The 19,006-nt window shown below is 59.0% G+C and carries 17 protein-coding genes; 15 read left to right on the forward strand and 2 right to left on the reverse strand.

The features are described from left to right. Positions 1 to 3: 3 nt before the first annotated feature. The gene (gene ubiE, locus NIT7645_RS14855; protein WP_008563044.1) at positions 4 to 756 is read right to left on the reverse strand and encodes a bifunctional demethylmenaquinone methyltransferase/2-methoxy-6-polyprenyl-1,4-benzoquinol methylase UbiE; all 753 of its coding nucleotides are present in this window, start codon (positions 754 to 756) and stop codon (positions 4 to 6) included. A 106-nt stretch (positions 757 to 862) separates the two neighbouring features. Between ubiE and mutM the strand changes: the two genes are divergently transcribed. The 7 genes from mutM (at position 863) to NIT7645_RS14890 (ending at position 8,392) form a co-directional block, all read left to right on the forward strand. Beyond that, positions 863 to 1,714: a bifunctional DNA-formamidopyrimidine glycosylase/DNA-(apurinic or apyrimidinic site) lyase gene (mutM, locus tag NIT7645_RS14860; RefSeq protein WP_008559549.1), complete on the forward strand. Its 852-nt coding sequence runs from the start codon at positions 863 to 865 to the stop codon at positions 1,712 to 1,714. A gap of 64 nt (positions 1,715 to 1,778) precedes the next feature. Then, positions 1,779 to 2,555 carry an acryloyl-CoA hydratase gene (gene acuK, locus NIT7645_RS14865; RefSeq protein ID WP_008561096.1) on the forward strand — a complete coding sequence of 259 codons (777 nt, stop codon included), beginning with the start codon at positions 1,779 to 1,781 and terminating at the stop codon, positions 2,553 to 2,555. A 294-nt stretch (positions 2,556 to 2,849) separates the two neighbouring features. Continuing rightward, on the forward strand, positions 2,850 to 3,113 hold the full coding sequence (gene rpsT, locus NIT7645_RS14870) for a 30S ribosomal protein S20 (protein ID WP_008560069.1): 264 nt from the start codon (positions 2,850 to 2,852) through the stop codon (positions 3,111 to 3,113). 595 nt (positions 3,114 to 3,708) lie between these two features. Next, complete coding sequence (gene dnaA / locus NIT7645_RS14875) at positions 3,709 to 5,127, forward strand: chromosomal replication initiator protein DnaA (protein WP_050687426.1); 1,419 nt, start codon at positions 3,709 to 3,711, stop codon at positions 5,125 to 5,127. 332 nt (positions 5,128 to 5,459) lie between these two features. After that, the gene (dnaN, locus tag NIT7645_RS14880) at positions 5,460 to 6,581 is read left to right on the forward strand and encodes a DNA polymerase III subunit beta (RefSeq protein WP_008558969.1); all 1,122 of its coding nucleotides are present in this window, start codon (positions 5,460 to 5,462) and stop codon (positions 6,579 to 6,581) included. Positions 6,582 to 6,677: 96 nt separating this feature from the next. Then, positions 6,678 to 7,775 (forward strand): DNA replication/repair protein RecF, encoded by a 1,098-nt coding sequence (gene recF / locus NIT7645_RS14885; RefSeq protein WP_046211525.1) that lies wholly within the window; start codon positions 6,678 to 6,680, stop codon positions 7,773 to 7,775. Further along, complete coding sequence (locus NIT7645_RS14890; protein WP_050687428.1) at positions 7,772 to 8,392, forward strand: LysE family translocator; 621 nt, start codon at positions 7,772 to 7,774, stop codon at positions 8,390 to 8,392. The genes recF and NIT7645_RS14890 overlap by 4 nt, the downstream gene beginning before the upstream one ends. Before the next feature lie 6 nt (positions 8,393 to 8,398). On the opposite strand, the gene NIT7645_RS14895 is transcribed toward NIT7645_RS14890, so the two are convergent. Then, positions 8,399 to 8,995, reverse strand: a complete 597-nt coding sequence (locus NIT7645_RS14895) for a TetR/AcrR family transcriptional regulator (protein WP_050674343.1) — start codon at positions 8,993 to 8,995, stop codon at positions 8,399 to 8,401. Between the two features lie 100 nt (positions 8,996 to 9,095). On the opposite strand from NIT7645_RS14895, the gene NIT7645_RS14900 reads away from it, so the two are divergent. The 8 genes from NIT7645_RS14900 (at position 9,096) to NIT7645_RS14935 (ending at position 18,575) form a co-directional block, all read left to right on the forward strand. Continuing rightward, complete coding sequence (locus NIT7645_RS14900; RefSeq protein ID WP_046211527.1) at positions 9,096 to 9,698, forward strand: NAD(P)H-dependent oxidoreductase; 603 nt, start codon at positions 9,096 to 9,098, stop codon at positions 9,696 to 9,698. Between the two features lie 85 nt (positions 9,699 to 9,783). Beyond that, complete coding sequence (gyrB, locus tag NIT7645_RS14905) at positions 9,784 to 12,201, forward strand: DNA topoisomerase (ATP-hydrolyzing) subunit B (protein ID WP_008562252.1); 2,418 nt, start codon at positions 9,784 to 9,786, stop codon at positions 12,199 to 12,201. Positions 12,202 to 12,502: 301 nt separating this feature from the next. Further along, the gene (locus tag NIT7645_RS14910; protein ID WP_050687430.1) at positions 12,503 to 13,879 is read left to right on the forward strand and encodes an NAD-dependent succinate-semialdehyde dehydrogenase; all 1,377 of its coding nucleotides are present in this window, start codon (positions 12,503 to 12,505) and stop codon (positions 13,877 to 13,879) included. After that, entirely contained in the window at positions 13,876 to 14,490 is a 615-nt protein-coding gene (locus NIT7645_RS14915; RefSeq protein WP_050687432.1) for a glutathione S-transferase family protein, read from the forward strand. Before NIT7645_RS14910 ends, NIT7645_RS14915 begins: the two co-directional genes overlap by 4 nt. Positions 14,491 to 14,510: 20 nt before the next feature. Then, positions 14,511 to 15,113, forward strand: a complete 603-nt coding sequence (locus NIT7645_RS14920) for an SDR family oxidoreductase (RefSeq protein WP_050687434.1) — start codon at positions 14,511 to 14,513, stop codon at positions 15,111 to 15,113. A 396-nt stretch (positions 15,114 to 15,509) separates the two neighbouring features. Beyond that, positions 15,510 to 16,307: a hypothetical protein gene (locus tag NIT7645_RS14925; protein ID WP_050687436.1), complete on the forward strand. Its 798-nt coding sequence runs from the start codon at positions 15,510 to 15,512 to the stop codon at positions 16,305 to 16,307. 152 nt (positions 16,308 to 16,459) lie between these two features. Beyond that, positions 16,460 to 17,539, forward strand: a complete 1,080-nt coding sequence (locus tag NIT7645_RS14930; RefSeq protein WP_046211532.1) for a transporter substrate-binding domain-containing protein — start codon at positions 16,460 to 16,462, stop codon at positions 17,537 to 17,539. 10 nt (positions 17,540 to 17,549) lie between these two features. After that, the gene (locus tag NIT7645_RS14935) at positions 17,550 to 18,575 is read left to right on the forward strand and encodes a LysM peptidoglycan-binding domain-containing protein (RefSeq protein WP_050687438.1); all 1,026 of its coding nucleotides are present in this window, start codon (positions 17,550 to 17,552) and stop codon (positions 18,573 to 18,575) included. The last annotated feature ends 431 nt before the right edge of the window (positions 18,576 to 19,006 follow it).

The following is a 19,006-nucleotide window of genomic DNA, read 5'->3' on the forward strand; positions in this document are numbered from 1 at the left end:
CTATCAGATCTTCCAACCCGAATGCAGTGCAGCAATGCCCATCGACAGATTGCGATACTTGGCATTGGCAAAGCCGGCCTGCTTTAGCATCGACAGGAATGTGTCCTGATCCGGGAAGTTGCGGATCGATTCGACCAGATACTGATAGCTGTCATAATCGTCCGCAATGACCTGACCCATGCGCGGAATCACGTTGAAGGAATAGAGGTCATAAGCCTTCTGCATCGCAGGGTTGGGCAGTTGGCTGAATTCCAGAACCATCAGGCGACCACCCGGTTTCAGCACACGGTAGGCCTCGTTCAGGGCCTCTTGGGGGCGGGTCACATTCCGGATCCCGAAGGAGATGGTGTAGACGTCAAAGGTGTTATCTTTGAACGGCAGCGCCATGGCGTCGCCGGTTACCCAGTTCAGACTATCCGCCATTTGTTCGGCTTCGGCGCGCTTGCGGCCTTCCTCGAGCATCGGTGCTGTCAGATCCAGAACAGTGGAATGCCCGTGACCTGCGCGCTTGAGAAAGCGGAAAGAGATATCGCCGGTACCGCCTGCCACATCCAGCAGCCGCTGGCCGGGCCGCGGAGCGAGCCAATCCATCATCGCGTCTTTCCAGATGCGGTGGATACCCATGCTCATGACATCGTTCATCACGTCATATTTCGACGCGACGGAGTTGAACACGCCCTGCACGCGCCCCGCCTTTTCCGACTCGGGCACGGTTTCAAAACCGAAATGGGTGGTGTTTTCAGATCTCTGGGTCATGCGGCTTGCCGTTTGTTGTGTGTCGCCCCAGTTATAGGGCGCTGAGAGGGCGGTACAATGCGGAGCTTCGTGCCGGCATGTGCGCTCAAGTGTCAGGAGGGATGTAATGCCAGAATTGCCCGAGGTCGAGACGGTGCGCCGCGGATTGTCACCCGCGATGGAAGGGGCCGTCATAACAAAGGCAACAGTGAACCGCCCGGATCTGCGCTGGCCGTTCCCCGATCGCATGGCCGAACGGCTCAGCGGGCGGCGTGTCAATGCGCTGCGGCGGCGGTCGAAATACATCCTTGCGGATCTGGACAGCGGCGAGACGCTGCTCATTCATCTTGGCATGTCCGGACGCATGACCGTGTCGGGTGATCCGCTGGGTCAGTTTGTGCACGACCACCCTCAGGCACAGAAACATGACCATGTTGTCTTTGACATGGACAATGGCGCCCGCGTCACCTTCAACGATCCGCGCCGATTTGGGGCGATGGACCTGCTGGAAACAGCCACCGCAGAGCAGCACAAGCTGCTGGCGGTTCTGGGGCCAGAGCCCCTGGGCAACGGCTTTCATGATGACCACCTCATCGCGGCCTTCAAAGGGCGCAACACGCCCGTGAAATCGGCGTTGTTGGATCAGGGAATCATCGCAGGTCTCGGCAATATCTACGTGTGCGAGGCGTTGTTCCGTGCGGGAATTTCGCCGAAAAGAAAGGCAGGTCAAATCGCCGCGCCGCGTGTCGCGAGCCTGGTGCCGATCATCAAGGACGTGCTGAGCGACGCCATCAAGGCGGGGGGATCTTCGCTCAAGGATTTCCGCCAAGCCGATGGAGAACTTGGATATTTTCAGCATAGCTTTGATGTTTATGGTCGCGAGGGGGAACCGTGCCGACGCGAGGGATGCGATGGCACGATCGCACGTGTGACCCAATCTGGACGCTCGTCATTCTACTGCGCCAAATGCCAAAGATAGCTTGATCGCGATGTGTCCCGTGATAATGACTCTTCCCTGAACGGAACAATCGAAAGCGAAAATCATGGCCTATGAGACGATCAACGTCGAAGTGCAGGACCACGTTTGCCTCATTAAACTGAACCGGCCCGAAGCGTTGAACGCGCTCAACTCAGAGCTTTTGACTGAACTCTGCGCCGCCCTCGAAGAGGCGGACGCCAGCGACAAGGTGCGCTGCATCATTCTGACCGGTTCTGAAAAGGCCTTTGCCGCGGGTGCCGACATCAAGGAGATGTCGGAGATGAGCTTTGTGGATGTTTTCACCAACAACCTGTTTGCTGATACCAACGACCGCATCGCCGCAATCCGCAAGCCGATCATCGCGGCTGTGGCGGGTTATGCCCTTGGCGGCGGCTGTGAAGTTGCAATGATGTGTGATTTCATCATTGCGGCCGACACTGCAAAATTTGGTCAGCCTGAGATCAACCTGGGTGTCATCGCGGGTATGGGCGGTAGCCAGCGTCTGACGCGGTTCGTCGGTAAATCCAAATCTATGGATATGAACCTCACTGGCCGTTTCATGAACGCTGAGGAGGCTGAGCGCGCCGGTCTGGTCTCGCGCGTGGTTCCGGCCAAGAAGCTTTTGGATGAGGCCACAGCCGCCGCTCAGAAGATCGCAGAGAAATCCCTGCTGACCGCAATGGCGGCGAAGGAAGCCGTGAACCGCAGCTACGAGCTGCCGTTGAGCGAAGGCATGTTGTTTGAGCGTCGGGTGTTCCACTCGATGTTTGCCACGGAAGACCAGAAGGAAGGCATGGCTGCGTTCCTCGAAAAACGTGAGGCGCAATTCCGCGACAAGTAAGCGGGTGCTTCTACAAGACTGGAAAGGGCAGGCCTGGCGCCTGCCTTTTTCTTGGGGGCCCATCCGGAAAGGAGCAGGGCGAGTCCCCGTTGGCGGGGGGCTCTGGCAGATACACAGGTGGTACGCCTATCGGGTTTGCCACGATGGCTTGCAATCTTGCGCTTTTGCCGCTAGTACCCGCTGCCATACATGCGCGTGCAGCCCGCTCAGGCTAGAATCACACCGGTGACAGGATCCGGGTTCGGCTGGCATTGCGCCTATTGAAAACACGAAACCAAAGTTAGGTCCTACACCATGGCTAATTCGCCCCAGGCAAAAAAGCGCGCCCGTCAGAACGAAAAGCGCTTTGCCATCAACAAAGCCCGTCGTTCGCGCATCCGCACCTTCCTGCGTAAAGCTGAAGAAGCCATCGCATCCGGCGATAAAGAAGCAGCAGCCGCAGCTGTGCGCGCTGCTCAGCCTGAACTGATGCGTGGCGTTTCCAAGGGCGTTTACCACAAGAACACTGCTTCTCGTAAGATCTCCCGCCTGACCGCACGGGTCAAAGCACTGGGCTAAAACGAGTCTTTCGAAGGCGTCTGCTGATTCCATCGCACCCGCGCTCAGGGGCCCTTCGACAAGCCGTAAAAAACACAAAGGCGTCGCGTTCTGCGGCGCCTTTTGCATTTTGGTCACAGCCTGTGCGGGCTCAGCGGGCTAGGGAGATTCTTTATCCCCAATACCTGAGTCAACATCATAGTTTCGTTGATGGGACCCCCGCCGAATTGCTACCACTAATACAGCGATTCACTCGCTGGGGGGACAGGCTGCTCGCGGTATCCTTGATGGGACTCAAGGGTGCTCTTTGCTCTGGTGACGTTGGTTTTCATGATCAACCGACACCGAGCTCCTGCTGTTTTCTGAACGTAGTTCGGACGGCAGGCCTGTCTCAATTGTGTACGTATTTGGTTCGTCTTGTGACCGTTGCAGTTTTCCTTGCCGGTCACAGTAAACGCGATCCTGCTCGATGCCTGAAACTAGGCAGTGCTGACTTTCTGCGAGTCAGTACACACTCCCGCTGTGCGTGAACGTTGCCTGGACCTGGGGCCGGGCTGGGGATGAAACAATAGGCCAAATAATGGCCGCTACTACTTTGGGATGCGTGAGGCGCAGCATGATGGAAGAGAACTGGGGACGGTTGAGACAGCGTTTGTTGAAGACCGTGGGGCAAAACAATTTCACGACGTGGATTGAACCTTTGGAATTTACACGCGTCGACGATGGCGTCGCGTTTTTCAACGTTCCGACCAACTTTATGGGGAACTATGTCAGCCAGAACTTTGCTGACCTGATCCTGCATGAATTCAACCTGTCCGGCGAGCCGGTACAGCGTCTGGCCTTCAAGGTCGCCGCGAATGAAGCGGCCCGTCCTGCTGCACGGCGGTCTGACGTCGCTGACGTGGTTGAAACGCCTATGGACGCTGCTGATGACATGGCGCTGCGCGCACGGTCTGCAGCTCCTTCTGCTGCGGCCAAAGATCTGGCTGATACGCTGCAGGCAGCGCCGCTTGATCCGCGTTTTACCTTTGACAGCTTTGTCGTGGGCAAGCCCAACGAACTGGCTCATGCCGCTGCGCGCCGCGTCGCAGAAGGTGGACCCGTCACCTTCAACCCGCTGGTTCTTTATGGCGGTGTCGGTCTTGGTAAGACCCACCTGATGCACGCGATCGCCTGGGAGCTGAAGGACCGCAATCCGGAACTGAACGTGCTGTACCTGTCGGCAGAACAGTTCATGTACCGCTTTGTGCAGGCCCTGCGCGAACGCAAGATGATGGACTTCAAGCACCTGTTCCGTTCGGTTGACGTTCTGATGGTCGATGACGTTCAGTTCATCGCTGGCAAGGACAGCACCCAGGAAGAGTTCTTCCACACGTTCAACGCGCTGGTTGACCAGAACAAGCAGATCATCATCTCTGCTGATCGTGCGCCGGGCGAGATCAAGGATCTGGAGGATCGCGTTCGCTCGCGGCTGCAATGTGGTCTTGTTGTCGACCTGCACCCGACCGACTACGAACTGCGTCTTGGAATCCTGCAATCCAAAGTGGCTCAGCAGATGCAGACCTATCCGGATCTGCGGATTGCCGATGGCGTGCTGGAGTTCCTGGCGCACCGCATTTCCACCAACGTTCGTGTTCTCGAAGGCGCGCTGACCCGCCTGTTTGCCTTTGCGTCTCTTGTGGGTCGCGAGATCGACATGGAGCTGACCCAGGACTGCCTGGCGGATGTTCTGCGCGCATCAGAGCGCAAGATCACCGTCGAAGAGATCCAGCGCAAAGTGTCCGAGTACTACAACATCCGCATGTCCGACATCATCGGTCCCAAGCGTCTGCGCTCTTATGCGCGTCCGCGTCAGGTGGCGATGTATCTGTGCAAGCAACTGACCAGCCGCAGCCTGCCGGAAATCGGCCGTCGCTTTGGCGGACGGGACCACACCACCGTAATGCACGGTGTGCGTCGCATCGAAGAGCTGAAGACAATCGACGGCCAGATCGCCGAAGATGTCGAAATGCTGCGTCGCGCGCTCGAAGCCTGACGCCCCTGCAACGCTTTTGATCTTCCCCAGAGATCTCCGGCGCCAAGTTCATACCACCTTGCCCAGGGTGGCCTCAGACATCCCGCTCAGACCCCGGCCTTTGCCGGGGTCTTTTGCCCTCCGCTGTCGGAGAGACGGCAACGAGGCAAAAGATGTGGGATTCGGGTCAGACCCATGCGGCAGAGACACGCAATTTCGGGATATGCACGCCAAGGGGGCATCGACCCTTGACGCTGCGCGCAATCCCTTGGACAAATCCATAAAAAGCCTTGTGCCGAAGGGGTAAAGCGTTACGTTGCTTCTCCCGGCCAGACGTTAGAGGACTTAGGGACATGAAGATCAGCATCGAACGCGGCACCCTGTTGAAGGCTGTGGCTCAGGCTCAGTCGGTAGTTGAACGCCGCAACACCATTCCGATCCTGGCGAACGTGCTGATCGAGGCCGAAGGCGATACAGCTCAGTTTCGCGCCACTGACCTCGACATCGAGGTTGTCGACAAGGCTCCCGCCCAGGTGGAGCGTGCCGGTGCCACAACGGTTGCCGCCACCACCCTGCATGAAATTGTCCGCAAGCTTCCAGATGGTGCGCTGGTCACCCTGACCGCAGATGCCGCAAGCGGCCGCCTGACCGTCGAAGCCGGCCGGTCGAACTTTTCGCTCGCAACGCTGCCGCGCGAAGATTTTCCGGTCATGGCCTCATCCGAGTATCATTCGAACTTCACTGCAAACGCGGCCATCCTGCGCCGTCTGTTCGACAAGTCGAAGTTTGCGATTTCCACGGAAGAAACCCGCTACTACCTGAATGGCGTTTATATGCACGTTGCCGATGCCGTCGAGGGCGGCAAAGCGCTGCGTTGTGTGGCGACAGACGGTCACCGCCTGGCCCGCATTGATGCCAATCTGCCGATGGGCGCAGAGGATATGCCGGGGGTCATCGTGCCGCGTAAAACCGTGGGCGAACTGCGCAAGTTGCTGGACGATGATGAAATGGACATCGCTGTGTCCGTATCGGAAACCAAAGTGCGCTTCGCGACGCCGAACATCACCCTGACCTCCAAGGTCATTGATGGCACTTTCCCGGACTACACCCGCGTCATTCCGGCAGGCAACACCCGCCGACTGGAAGTGGATGCCGCAGAGTTCGCCCGCGCGGTCGATCGTGTGGCAACTGTTTCTTCCGAACGTTCGCGCGCGGTCAAACTGCAGCTTGACGATGACCGACTGATCCTGTCGGTGAACGCACCGGACAGCGGCGCGGCCGAAGAAGAACTGGCCGTTGCCTACAGCGATGAACGTCTTGAGATCGGCTTTAACGCTAAATATCTTCTTGAGATTGCTAATCAGGTCGACCGTGAAAACGCTGTCTTCCTGTTCAACTCCTCCGGTGACCCGACCCTGATGCGCGAAGGCAATGACGAAAGCGCGGTCTATGTCGTGATGCCGATGCGCGTGTAACATGGCTGAGGCCATGACCTTTGTCCCGGCGGCCTGATCGCCTGCCGGGATGGAGGATTTGAGTATTTATGGAAAGATGACATCGGACCCCGCCCCATGCTGGCGCTGACCGCCCTGACCCTGTCCCACTTCCGCTCGCATCTGCGGGCGGATTTGCATTTGGACGGCCGTCCCGTGGCCATTCATGGGGCCAACGGCGCAGGCAAAACCAATATCCTTGAGGCTGTATCGTTGTTCTCGCCAGGGCGCGGTCTGCGACGGGCCAGTGCCGCCGACATGGCGCGCCGCCCTGAGGAGCTGGGCTGGAAACTGCGGGCAGAACTGCGGGCAGGGCGCCAGACCTACGAGGTTGAGACCTGGTCAGAGGCAGGCAAGGCGCGACAAGTCAAGATCGACAACAAATCGGCCAGCCAGATTGATCTTGGGGAGATCTGCCGGGTGGTTTGGCTCATTCCTGCGATGGATCGGTTGTGGATCGAAGGCGCCGAGGGGCGCCGCCGGTTTCTGGACCGCATCGTGCTGAGTTTCGATCCCGGGCATGCAGAGGCAACCCTTGCCTATGAAAAGGCCATGCGCGAACGCAATCGCTTGCTGAAGGAACAGGTGCGGGATGCCGCCTGGTACCGGGTTCTGGAAAGCCAGATGGCGCAAGCGGGTCATCGGATACATGCGGCGCGCACCGCTGCGGTTGACCGGTTGCGCCTGGCGCAGGAGGCGGCAGAGACCGCCTTTCCCGCGGCTGAACTGGAGTTGATCCAGTCCGACGGTGGCCTGCCCGACAACGCCGCTGATTTGCAGGAATCATTTGCTGAAGGGCGTTTTCGTGATCTCGCCGCGGGGCGCACCCTGCTTGGCCCCCATCGTACGGATTTGCTCGGAACTTATGCGGCCAAGGGGCTGCCTGCCAAGGACTGCTCAACCGGTGAGCAGAAAGCGCTTTTGGTCTCGCTTATTCTGGCGAATGCGCGTGCGCTGATTGCGGCGGGCGGGGCTGCGCCTATTCTCCTCCTTGATGAGGTCTCGGCCCATCTGGACGTCAATCGCCGGGCTGCGCTGTATCAGGAGATCTTGGGTCTTGGCGCGCAGGCGTGGATGACAGGCACCGGGCCGGAACAGTTTGCGGAATTTGACGGCCAGGCGCAGATGCTCTGTGTGCAGGACGGTGTCGACGGATCAGAGGTGGTATCGGGATGAGCGTCTCAGGTTGGGATCTGCTGCTTTATGCCGGTGGCTTGTTTGTTCTGTTTCTGACGCCGGGGCCGGTTTGGTTGGCCGTGCTCGCGCGGGCCATGTCCGGTGGCTTTCACGCAGCCTGGCCGCTGGCGCTGGGTGTTGCCTGCGGTGATATCCTGTGGCCGCTGGTCGCGGTTGCGGGCATGTCCTGGATCGTGTCCGAAATAAGCGGCCTGATGGACATCCTGCGCTGGGTGGCCAGTGGCATGTTTCTGATCATGGGGGGGATGCTGCTGCGACATGCGGATGCACGGATCGAGGCGAACAGCGCCCTGACCCGTCCGGGTGTGTGGGCCGGATTTGCAGCCGGCATCGCGGTCATTCTCGGAAACCCCAAGGCGATCCTGTTCTACATGGGCGTTCTGCCCGGCTTTTTTGACCTGACCGTGGTCAACCAGCTGGATATCGCAGCGATCGTCGTCCTGTCTTTCATGGTGCCGCTTGTTGGCAACCTCTGCCTTGCGGGTCTTGTTCACCGCGTGCGTTGGCACATCACGTCGCCAGTCGTATTGCGGCGGATCAACATCGTTTCAGGCGTGCTGCTGATGGTGGTTGGGGTGCTCATTCCCTTCACCTGAGCAGGATCAACCGGCCTGAGGGGCCAGCCAGGCGGTCAGATATCCTCCCAGTTCCTTGCGGAAATCCGCAGGTGCCCCGTGTGCGGCACAAAAGGACAGCGCCAGCACATGGTTGAGAAAGGCCTGCATCCCTTCGGCCAGATGTTCGGCAGGTTGATCCCGGCGGATCTCGCCGGTGGCTTGCAGCGCAGACACCCAACCCGCCCACAAAGCAATCTGGCGAAAGAAGCTCTGTGTGATGACTTCGTCGGTTTGGGTTCCGGTGGTTCCGGAGTAACGCAGCAGCAGATCGAAGATCACCCGATCTTCGGCCACAAATGTCACCACAGGCAACAGACGATCCACTAGGTCAGTCACTGTCTGAGGGGCTGGGCTGGCCTCGGTATCATCCAAAATCGCCATCATCCGCGCGCCAATCAGGACCGCAAGCAAGCCGTCCTTGTCCCCGAAATGGGAAAACAGCGTTCCCTTGGCGACACCGGCCTCGGCCACGACATCCTCAACCCGCAGGCCGCTATAGCCCACATTGGCGATCTGAGCGTCGGCCACCTCTAACAGGCGGGCGCGGGTTTCCAGGCGACGTTTCTGAGGGGGGCGGGACATGTGGACCTCACATAAACATGACCGTGGTCAAATTTAATATTGACCGCGGTCATTTTCTGACTAAATTGACCTCAGTCAGTTTTAGTTTCAGGAGCCTGTCATGTCCACCACATCGCCGCGTAAAATCATCATTCTCAATGGCCATCCTGCGCCCAGCTCTCTGTCAAAGTCGCTGTGTGATGCCTACCGCACTGCGGCGGAGGCACAGGGCCATGAGGTCCGTTATCACGATCTGTCGCAGATGCAGTTCGATATGGATTACGGTCAGACGGGGTATAAAAACCCAAAACCGCTTGAGCCGGATCTGGCCCGTTTTCTGGACGATCTGGAATGGAGCGAACATGTGGTCATGGCCACTCCGATGTGGTGGGGCGCGGTTCCGGCCAAGTTGAAAGGCGTCTTTGATCGCGCGCTTCTGCCGGGGCGGACCTTTGATACCCGCAACATTAATTTCCTTGGTCTGCCTGCGCCGATGCTCACCGGCAAGACGGCGCGTGTCCTGCTGACTTCGGACACCCCGGCAATCTGGCTGCGCCTGATCTACGGCAATGCCATCAAGCGGTTCATCAGCAGTCAGGTGCTGGGATTTGTCGGCATCAAACCGACCCGGTTTACCTCTTTTGCGCCTGCAACGGACGCGGCCCCCGCCAAGGTCGAAAGCTGGCTGCGGCAGGTTGCCGGTCTTGGGGCCAAGGCGGCCTGAATCCGCTGTAAAAAAAGGGGGCTTGCGCGTGACATTCCGCCCCGGACTTCGTATAAATTCCTGAAGCAAAGACAGGAAGATGCGAATGTCCGGAAACGAGCAGGCTCCCGCAGAATATGGCGCGGATTCCATCAAGGTTCTCAAAGGCTTGGAGGCGGTTCGAAAGCGCCCTGGCATGTATATCGGGGACACCGATGATGGCTCGGGCCTGCACCATATGGTGTATGAAGTTGTCGACAATGGCATCGACGAAGCGTTGGCAGGTCACGCAGACCGGGTTGTGGTGAAAATTCACGCCGATTCCAGCGTTTCGGTCAGCGACAACGGGCGCGGCATTCCTGTCGATATCCACCCCGAAGAAGGTGTCTCTGCGGCCGAGGTCATCATGACCCAGCTTCACGCAGGCGGCAAATTCGACTCCAACTCCTATAAGGTGTCTGGCGGTCTGCACGGTGTGGGTGTGTCGGTTGTGAACGCGCTGTCCGACTGGCTGGAATTGCGCATCTGGCGCAATGGCAAGGAACACGTTGCCCGCTTTGAGCGCGGTGATACGGCCAAACACCTGACTGTTGTCGGCGATTGCGGAGATCAGACCGGAACAGAAGTGCGGTTTCTGGCATCGACCGACACGTTCTCGAACCTGGAATATTCGTTCGAGACCCTGGAAAAACGACTGCGCGAGCTGGCGTTTCTGAACTCGGGTGTGCGGATCATTCTGGAGGATGAGCGCCCGGCAGAAAAGCTCACGGCAGAGCTGTTCTACGAGGGGGGCGTCAAAGAATTCGTCAAATATCTCGACCGTTCCAAGACGCCGGTCATGGACGCGCCAGTCTACATCACTGGCGAAAAGGACGATATCGGCGTTGAGGTCGCGATGTGGTGGAATGACAGCTATCACGAAACGGTGCTGCCCTTCACCAACAACATCCCACAGCGCGATGGCGGCACCCATGTCGCGGGTTTCCGGGGCGCGCTGACGCGGACAATCAACAATTATGCGCAGTCCTCCGGCATCGCCAAAAAGGAAAAGGTCTCCTTTACCGGTGACGATGCGCGCGAAGGTCTGACCTGCGTTCTGTCGGTGAAAGTGCCGGATCCGAAATTCTCCAGCCAGACGAAAGATAAGCTGGTCTCCTCCGAGGTGCGCCCGGTGGTCGAAAGCCTGGTTGGTGAAAAGCTGGCCGAATGGTTCGAGGAAAATCCGAACGAAGCAAAGCAGATCGTTGGCAAGATCATCGAGGCCGCACTGGCCCGAGAGGCAGCCCGCAAGGCCCGCGAACTGACCCGCCGCAAGACGGCGATGGATGTGAACTATCTTGCTGGCAAGCTGAAAGACTGCTCCGAGAAAGACCCCTCCAAGACCGAAGTCTTCCTCGTGGAGGGTGACTCGGCTGGTGGTTCCGCTCAAACGGGTCGGGACCGGATGACACAGGCGATCCTGCCCCTGCGTGGTAAAATCCTGAACGTTGAGCGCGCGCGCTTTGACCGGATGCTTGGAAGTCAGGAAATCGGCAACCTGGTCATGGCGCTTGGAACCGGTATTGGCCGCGATGAATTCAACATCGAGAAGTTGCGGTACCACAAGATCGTCATCATGACCGACGCGGACGTCGACGGTGCCCACATCCGGACGCTGCTGCTGACCTTCTTCTATCGTCAGATGCCTGAGCTGATCGAAGGTGGCTATCTCTACATCGCGCAGCCGCCGCTCTATAAGGTGTCGCGTGGCAAATCCGAGGTGTACCTCAAGGATCAGGCTGCGCTTGATGAATATCTGATCAATCAGGGCGTCGAAGGCGCTGTACTGAAGCTCGGTAGCGGCGAAGAACTGGTCGGCCAGGATCTGACCCGCGTGGTTGACGAGGCGCGCCAGCTGAAGCGTGTTCTTGATGCTTTCCCGACCCACTATCCGCGCCACATTCTGGAGCAAGCCGCCATCGCCGGTGCATTTGTGCCCGGGGCAGTTGATTCCAACCTGCAAGGTGTTGCAGATAAGGTCGCTGCGCGGCTTGATGCGATCGCGCTGGAATATGAACGGGGCTGGAGCGGCCGCATTACCCAGGATCACGGCATTCGCCTGTCGCGTATCTTGCGCGGGGTGGAAGAATTGCGCACCCTTGATGGCCCGATGCTGCGCTCTGGTGAAGCGCGGAAAACTGGTAGCTTTACCAACAGCCTGCAGGAAATCTACGGCACAACGGCGACGCTGGTCCGCCGTGACCGGGCGCAGACAATTCATGGCCCGCTTGGCCTGTTGCAAGCCATCCTCGAAGAGGGCGAAAAAGGTCTTACCCTGCAGCGCTATAAGGGGCTGGGCGAGATGAACCCCGATCAGCTGTGGGAAACCACGCTTGACCCCGATGCGCGCACCCTGCTGCAGGTTCGCGTGGAGGATATGGTCGAGGCCGATGATCTGTTCACGAAACTGATGGGTGACGTGGTGGAGCCACGCCGCGAGTTCATCCAGAAGAACGCATTGAGCGTGGAAAACCTTGACTTCTGATTATCCAGACCGTCGAAAAACAGACAAGCGGCGTGCAGTTTTCTGCGCGCCGTTTTGCGTTTCCCCGGTCGTGCTTCGCGTGTCAGGTCATAGGTCAGGCGCTAATCGTCTAGCGCTCTGTATCTAAGCGATATTTCCTGAACGACATGCGGATCGTGACACGGTTTCTGCGAGGGTCCTTCGGCGTGTTTTTCGTCTAATTGGGGTGCAGACAGGCGCAGGTGCCGATTGCCGTTGGGGCAGGCTCACGGAACTTTTGCATCCTCCTTCCGTTGACTCAGCGACCATCGAAGGAGCTATCATGTCAACGATTACCACGACAAATCCGGCGACAGGCGAAGCCATCGAGACCTATGCGCTGATGAGCGAGGTGGAAGCGGTGCACAAGGTCGAGGCCGCCCACGCCGCATTTCTGAACTGGCGCCAGCTGTCCCATGCGGATCGTGCGCCCTATCTGACAGCAATTGCCGAGAAACTCCGCGGGGCTGCCGATGAACTGGCAGAGCTGATGACCCGCGAAACCGGCAAGCTTTTCAAGGACGGCAAGCGCGAGATCGAAATCTGCGCGGCCATCTTTGATTATACTGCAAAAAACGGCCCCGACGTTCTTGCGGACGAAGAGCGGACCCACGGCAAGGATGGCGCACGCGGGATCGTCACCTATCAGCCCATCGGCGTCATCTATTCGATCCAGCCGTGGAATTTCCCGCTTTACCAGCCGGTGAGGGTTCTGGCGGCAAACCTGATGGCAGGCAACGCCTGTGTCCTGAAACACGCGAGCATCTGTACAGGTTCAGGTCTGCGTCTGCGTGAACTGTGCCTCGACGCGGGTCTGCCCGAAGACCTGTTTCAGGTGGTTCTGATCGATCACGACACCAGCGACAAACTGATCGAGCATTCCCTCATTCGCGGTGTCACGTTGACTGGCAGCGACGGCGCAGGTCGCCACGTGGGCAGCGAAGCCTCCAAGGCGCTCAAGAAAACCGTGTTGGAGCTGGGGTCCAACGACGCCTATCTCGTTCTTGAAAACGCCGACATTGAAACGGCTGTGAAATATTCGGTCATGGGGCGTCTCTACAATAATGGCGAGACCTGTGTTTCTGCCAAACGCTTTGTCGTGACGGACAAGGTCTATGATGCATTCGTCTCTGCTTTCGTAGAGCAGATGAAGGCCATCAAGATGGGGGATCCAATGGACGAGGATACCCAGCTCGGCCCGCTTTCCAGCGAAGATCAGTTCGAGACCGTCAAGGAGCAGGTGGAAAAGAGCGTTGCAAAAGGGGCCAAGGTCCTTTGCGGCGGCACTGTTCCCGACCGGACGGGTGCCTATTACCCTGCAACTGTTTTGGCTGACGTAAAGCCGGGGATGCCCGCCTATGACGATGAAATCTTCGGGCCCGTCGCTGCTGTGATCCGCGCCAAGGACGATGAGGATGCAATGCGCATCGCCAACGACAGCCGCTATGGCCTTGGCGGGGGGATTTTCTGCGAAGACGAAGAGCACGCGATCAAACTGGCGCGCGATCACTTTGACACCGGCATGGTCCGCATCAACTCTTACGGGGCGGCCGATCCCAATATGCCCTTCGGCGGGGTCAAGGATTCCGGTTACGGGCGGGAACATGGGGGCTTTGGCATGAAGGAATTCACCAACGCCAAAGCGATCTTTCTGCCATGATTACTCTGCACGCTCTGAAATACTCGCGCGCCACCCGCGTACTGTGGTTGTTGGCTGATCTCGGCAAGCCCTGCAATCGGGTCGACTACGATCGAACCGACGCCTTCCGCGCACCAAAGGAATTGGCGGGGGTTCATCCCCTCGGCAAATCCCCCGTGCTCGAAGATGGGGAAGAGGTCATCGCGGAATCCGCAACGATCCTGCGATATCTGGTCGCCAAATATGGAGACGACAGCCACACGCCTCCGCGTGGGACCGCAGCTTACTGGCAGCATGAGGCAATGTTCGACTACGTCGAGGCTTCCTTGGCAGAGGTCGCTCTGCCGGTGATCCTGCCCGCTTTTCGCGGTGACACACCCCCGGAGGACGCGCTGGCTACGCTGAACACGCATCTGGATTACGTGTCTCAGTCCATCGGTGCTGGCCCACTTCTGTTCGGCAAGACCGCGATGCTGGCGGACATCCAACTGTCTTACATCGTTGCGCTTCTCGCTCGGTTCGACCTGCTGAAAGGTCACCCCAAAATCGCCGCCTACTGGCAGGCGCTGAAACAGCAGCCAGGCTATGTCGCGGCAACACAGGTCGCAGGCCCCATGGTCCCTCCCGCCTGACTTCATCAAAAGGATAACTCATGACAAAGACTATTCTTATTGCCGGTGCCACTGGCAAAACCGGACAGATTCTCACCCGTGACCTGCAGAACCAAGGCCACAACGTTGTGGCGCTTGTCCGCGAAGAGTCTGACACGAGCGTGTTGCCCGCGCAGACCGCGCTGCGCACAGGCGACCTGACGAACCTTGCCGCCGATGCCTGCGACGGCGCGGATGTGGTGATTTTTGCAGCTGGTTCTGGCGGTTCCACCGGTCCCGAGATGACGGACAAGGTGGACCGTGACGGCGCCATGCGACTGGTTGATCTTGCCAAGTGTGCAGGGGCAAAGCGTTTCGTCATGCTCAGTTCAATCGGTGCAGATCAGGAGGATCCGTCCGGCGACCTCGCGCATTACCTCAAGGCCAAGCATGAGGCAGACGAACACCTCAAGGCGTCGGGCATGCCCTACGCGATCCTGCGGCCGGTTGCCCTGACGGATGGGCCGTGCAGCGATCAGGTCATATTGGGTGATCAGGTCGATGCCTCTGCTGAGGCGCGACGCGCGGATGTGGCCGCCGTGCTGGCCGAGGCCGCAATCACAGGAAGACTGGACGGACAGGCGACCAATATGCAGTCTGCCTGACCAGCCGAGCGCCGGGGCCCCTGATCGGCCCCGGTTTCCGCATCCTGCCCATACATCACATCTGATGGTGAGGCGCGCGTATTCTCTCAGGGGTTGTTTGTCCTGATCGTTCAGCAGTGCTTGCCTCATGGTGGTGGTTTGCTGGGTTTGAAAGGGGGCACCATGCGTGGGTGTCGTCATGCCGGGATCTTCAGGCGCTGATCCCACTGTCACCTCAAACCGTGCGCCGAAATCGTTGCATGGCCTATTCGTTCCACGCAGCCACGGTTCGATCCAGATCCTGTGGCCGTTTACCTATCTGCATCAGAATGTTGACGCAGAATCAGACCCCCGTTAAGAATTCGTTAACATTTGGCCGTCGGCTGAATGCGGGGGATAGTGAGGGGTGGACCGGCAATGGTGAATGCAAAACGCAGCAGGCTGCACGCGGTGGCGCCTGCGCAGACAGAGGACCGGCCCATAGGTTCCGGCCCTGCTGGATCCGCCCGGTCACTGCGCATTGACGGTGTCGTATCCACCGACGCAGGGTCAGCCCACTCTCCCAACGCGGGAAATCAGCCTGCACAATCCTCCTCTGAGCCGGTTCCTTTTCACGGGCGCGGAACCGCGACCCACGCCGAAGGTCCGAAAAAATCCTCCCTTGGTTTGCCACCGCTTACACCCATCATGAAATTGGGAGGTGCGGCAGCAGCCCTTGGCGTCGTGGCCGTCGTTCTGATGGTGATGCAATTTGGCCCGGATGAGACCTCAGTCGACAGCGCGCAGAAACCGAAGGTTGCGCAGCTGCTCACCCCGCAGGCGCTTGCGGGTTTGGAGCCCTCTGCCACCCCGGCTGAACGCACCGCAGCCGCACAGCTGCTGACGGCCGCTGCCGAATCTGCGGCGCCTCTTGCGGCAGAGGACGCGCTTGTCGCACAGATGACTGCCGGAACACTTGCAGCACTGCGCAGCGGAGGCAGCAAATCCACATCGACCACTGCGGAAACCACAGCGCCCGCGTCGGCCAGCCAGACGCATACGGCGCTCTATGGTATGGTGCTGCGTGCGGTGGGGCAGGGACAGTCTCCTGCATATATCGACCAAATGGTGAACGAAGCCTACCGCGCCCAGGCCATCACGGTGCCGCCCACTCTGATCGACGCAGAAGGGCGCGTGGACACCGCGACGATCCTTGCGCTGTTTGTCGGCCAATAGGCCGACGCCGCGCCAATCACCCACAATAAATACCCAAAGGTGATGCCACCCTGCCTTGCAGGGGCACCCCGCGGGACGACTCCATGAAAAGAGACGGCACCAGACAGAGCTCTCGCAGCCGTCCAAGCCATACCCAAAAAGGGGGGGGACAGATGAAGAAACACCTGATGGCGGCGCTGATTGGTGTCAGCGCTTTCTTTGCGACATCGGCCGCGGCTGACACATGTGGCGGAACATACACGGTCCGCTCTGGCGACAGCCTGTCGTTGATCGCCGATCGCCTGTACAAGGATGTGGGCAAGTGGAGCGCGATCCACAGCCGTAATATCGATGTGATCGGCCCCCGCCCTGACGCCATCCGCGTCGGCATGCAGCTTTCGATGGCCTGTCTGAATGGTCTGCCCACTGGCCTGCCGGGCGGCAAGACAATCGCCGCGGCCCGCCCCGTTGCCGCTGCCCCCGTCCAGATCCAGCCAGGCACCGCTGCAGTGCGCAGCAAGATCAATCTGCTGACCGGGGATGATTATGCGCCCTTCACCTCCAAGGTTTCTCACAATGGCGGTCTGATCACCGAAGTGGTGAATGCAGCGATGACCAATGCCAACCCCGATCAGGGCTTTGCCATCCACTGGGTGAATGACTGGGCCTCTCACTTTGATCCGCTTCTGTCCAACGCTCTGCTCGACCTGGGCTTTCCCTGGTATCGCCCGGATTGCGACACGATGCCGGACAGCTACCGCTGTGTGAATTTCCACTTCTCGGACCCGATGTTTGAAACGCTGATGTTGCTGTTCGTGGACAAATCCCGGCCATTTGTCTTTGACACCGACGCAGATATTGAGGGCAAGACCCTCTGCAGACCCTCCGGCTACCTGACGTTTGATCTGGACGGCTACGGGCGTCGCTGGCTCGAGGACAAGAAGATCACTCTAAAACAGCCCCATAAGGTGGCAGACTGTTTTGATATGGTCGCCCGTGGCGAAGCCGATGCGGTGGCCATCAACGAATTCACCGGTCGCAGTGTGATGAAGGAAAACGGTCTCCTTGATCAGTTCGACGTGCTCCCCCTGCCACTGTCCGTCCTTGGCATCCATGTGGTTGTCCATAAGACCCACCCGCAGGCAGAGCAGATGCTGACCCTTATCAATACGGGTCTGCGCAATATCCGTGCGGATGGCTCTTATCAGGCCATCATCGAGGATCACATGGCACGCATCTGGGCCGGGTTCTGAGGGGCGCGCCATGCTGAAATTTCTCCAACCCCTGGCCCTTTGGGGGCTGCTTTTTGCAGCGTTCGCGCCAGGTGCTGCGCACGCCATCTGTGATGTGGACTACAGGGTCCAGCCGGGGGACACGCTCTTTTCCATTGCCGAGACACATTACAACGACCGCAGCCGCTGGACGCTCATCTACTATAGCAATCAGCATGTCCTGGCAGGCCCCAGCGTCATTCCTGGCAAAACGCTCCATATTCCCTGCGCGGGTCAGGCGTCTGCCCCTGACCCAACACCGCTGCGCAAGGATGACGCCGAGATGAAACTTCTGACCGGCGGTGGCTTTGCGCCCTTTACCGATCAGGCCCTGCCGGGGCAGGGAATGATCACCGAGCTGGTGAACGCCGCAATGGAACTCACGCCCTCGCCAGTCTCCTATTCCATCACCTGGGAGGAAGACTGGTCGCGTCACCTCTTTCCAATGCTGGATGAGAAACAGTTTGATATGGGTTTTCCCTGGCTCAAGCCCGACTGTGCCGCCACGCCCGACAATGAGCGCTGCGTGAATTTTCATTTCTCTGAACCGCTGATCACGATCCCGATCATGGTATTTGTGCGCGCCGATGATCCGTTTCGCTTTGACAGTGATGCCGACATGATCGGCAAAACCCTCTGCCGCCCCGATGGATACTACAGTCATGATCTCGACCGATCAGACCGCCGCTGGCTGAGCGAGGGGCAGGTCACACTCGCCCGCGCCAAAACGCCTGCGGCCTGTTTTCAGCGCCTGATGGCCGGAGAGGTGGATGCGGTATCACTCAACCTGTTCCTTGGGGCCGATACGCTCATCGCCGAAGGCCTGCGTGACAAGGTGATCCCGCTGGAGCGTGCGATCTCAGAGGAGGGCCTGCATGTGGTGATCTCCAAACGTCACTGGCGTGGAACCGCGCATCTCTACCGGATCAACGCGGGTCTCAAGGCATTAAAGGCAGAAGGCCGGTTCCAGGACATCGTGTCCCGCCACCTCGAACTGTTCTGGGCGCAACTCCAATAAACGGCAGGCAGGGGAGGGGAGGGGGCGCAGACCCTCCCGCCCAAAGCTCACCTCCGGCTCCCTTTGGTTGGGCCAGGCGCCGCACCCTTTCAGGGCGCGGCGTTTTCCGTTTCCGCGAGAGGGCGTCGCCCAGGTCGTTGAGTGACTGGTATTTGGTGGTTTGGGGGCTGTGATTTGGGTGACTCGGGTGATTTGGCTGTGGGTAAGTTGGGGTGTGCTGTGGGTAAGTGGTCGGGCGGGGGCCTTTGGGGGGATTTTGGCGGAAAACCGGGTCAGGTTTGCTGACTTTGTTGCCGTGTAACCAATTGTTTTCATTGCATTTTGCATTTTTCTTGACGGAAGGCCGCATTTTCCTACATTTTCGGGTTGCGGGTGTTTGTTGTTTTACTTAGAACCCCCTTCACCGGCGGCGCTGAGGCGCTTGACGGTGT

Source organism: Phaeobacter italicus (genome assembly GCF_001258055.1).
Taxonomy (GTDB): domain Bacteria; phylum Pseudomonadota; class Alphaproteobacteria; order Rhodobacterales; family Rhodobacteraceae; genus Phaeobacter; species Phaeobacter italicus.

What these genes read in the sequence shown, in the direction of transcription:
- ubiE (WP_008563044.1), bottom strand. Translation starts at nt 756, where the DNA reads ATGACCCAGAGATCTGAAAACACCACCCATTTCGGTTTTGAAACCGTG.
- mutM (WP_008559549.1), top strand. Translation starts at nt 863, where the DNA reads ATGCCAGAATTGCCCGAGGTCGAGACGGTGCGCCGCGGATTGTCACCC.
- acuK (WP_008561096.1), top strand. Translation starts at nt 1,779, where the DNA reads ATGGCCTATGAGACGATCAACGTCGAAGTGCAGGACCACGTTTGCCTC.
- rpsT (WP_008560069.1), top strand. Translation starts at nt 2,850, where the DNA reads ATGGCTAATTCGCCCCAGGCAAAAAAGCGCGCCCGTCAGAACGAAAAG.
- dnaA (WP_050687426.1), top strand. Translation starts at nt 3,709, where the DNA reads ATGATGGAAGAGAACTGGGGACGGTTGAGACAGCGTTTGTTGAAGACC.
- dnaN (WP_008558969.1), top strand. Translation starts at nt 5,460, where the DNA reads ATGAAGATCAGCATCGAACGCGGCACCCTGTTGAAGGCTGTGGCTCAG.
- recF (WP_046211525.1), top strand. Translation starts at nt 6,678, where the DNA reads ATGCTGGCGCTGACCGCCCTGACCCTGTCCCACTTCCGCTCGCATCTG.
- NIT7645_RS14890 (WP_050687428.1), top strand. Translation starts at nt 7,772, where the DNA reads ATGAGCGTCTCAGGTTGGGATCTGCTGCTTTATGCCGGTGGCTTGTTT.
- NIT7645_RS14895 (WP_050674343.1), bottom strand. Translation starts at nt 8,995, where the DNA reads ATGTCCCGCCCCCCTCAGAAACGTCGCCTGGAAACCCGCGCCCGCCTG.
- NIT7645_RS14900 (WP_046211527.1), top strand. Translation starts at nt 9,096, where the DNA reads ATGTCCACCACATCGCCGCGTAAAATCATCATTCTCAATGGCCATCCT.
- gyrB (WP_008562252.1), top strand. Translation starts at nt 9,784, where the DNA reads ATGTCCGGAAACGAGCAGGCTCCCGCAGAATATGGCGCGGATTCCATC.
- NIT7645_RS14910 (WP_050687430.1), top strand. Translation starts at nt 12,503, where the DNA reads ATGTCAACGATTACCACGACAAATCCGGCGACAGGCGAAGCCATCGAG.
- NIT7645_RS14915 (WP_050687432.1), top strand. Translation starts at nt 13,876, where the DNA reads ATGATTACTCTGCACGCTCTGAAATACTCGCGCGCCACCCGCGTACTG.
- NIT7645_RS14920 (WP_050687434.1), top strand. Translation starts at nt 14,511, where the DNA reads ATGACAAAGACTATTCTTATTGCCGGTGCCACTGGCAAAACCGGACAG.
- NIT7645_RS14925 (WP_050687436.1), top strand. Translation starts at nt 15,510, where the DNA reads ATGGTGAATGCAAAACGCAGCAGGCTGCACGCGGTGGCGCCTGCGCAG.
- NIT7645_RS14930 (WP_046211532.1), top strand. Translation starts at nt 16,460, where the DNA reads ATGAAGAAACACCTGATGGCGGCGCTGATTGGTGTCAGCGCTTTCTTT.
- NIT7645_RS14935 (WP_050687438.1), top strand. Translation starts at nt 17,550, where the DNA reads ATGCTGAAATTTCTCCAACCCCTGGCCCTTTGGGGGCTGCTTTTTGCA.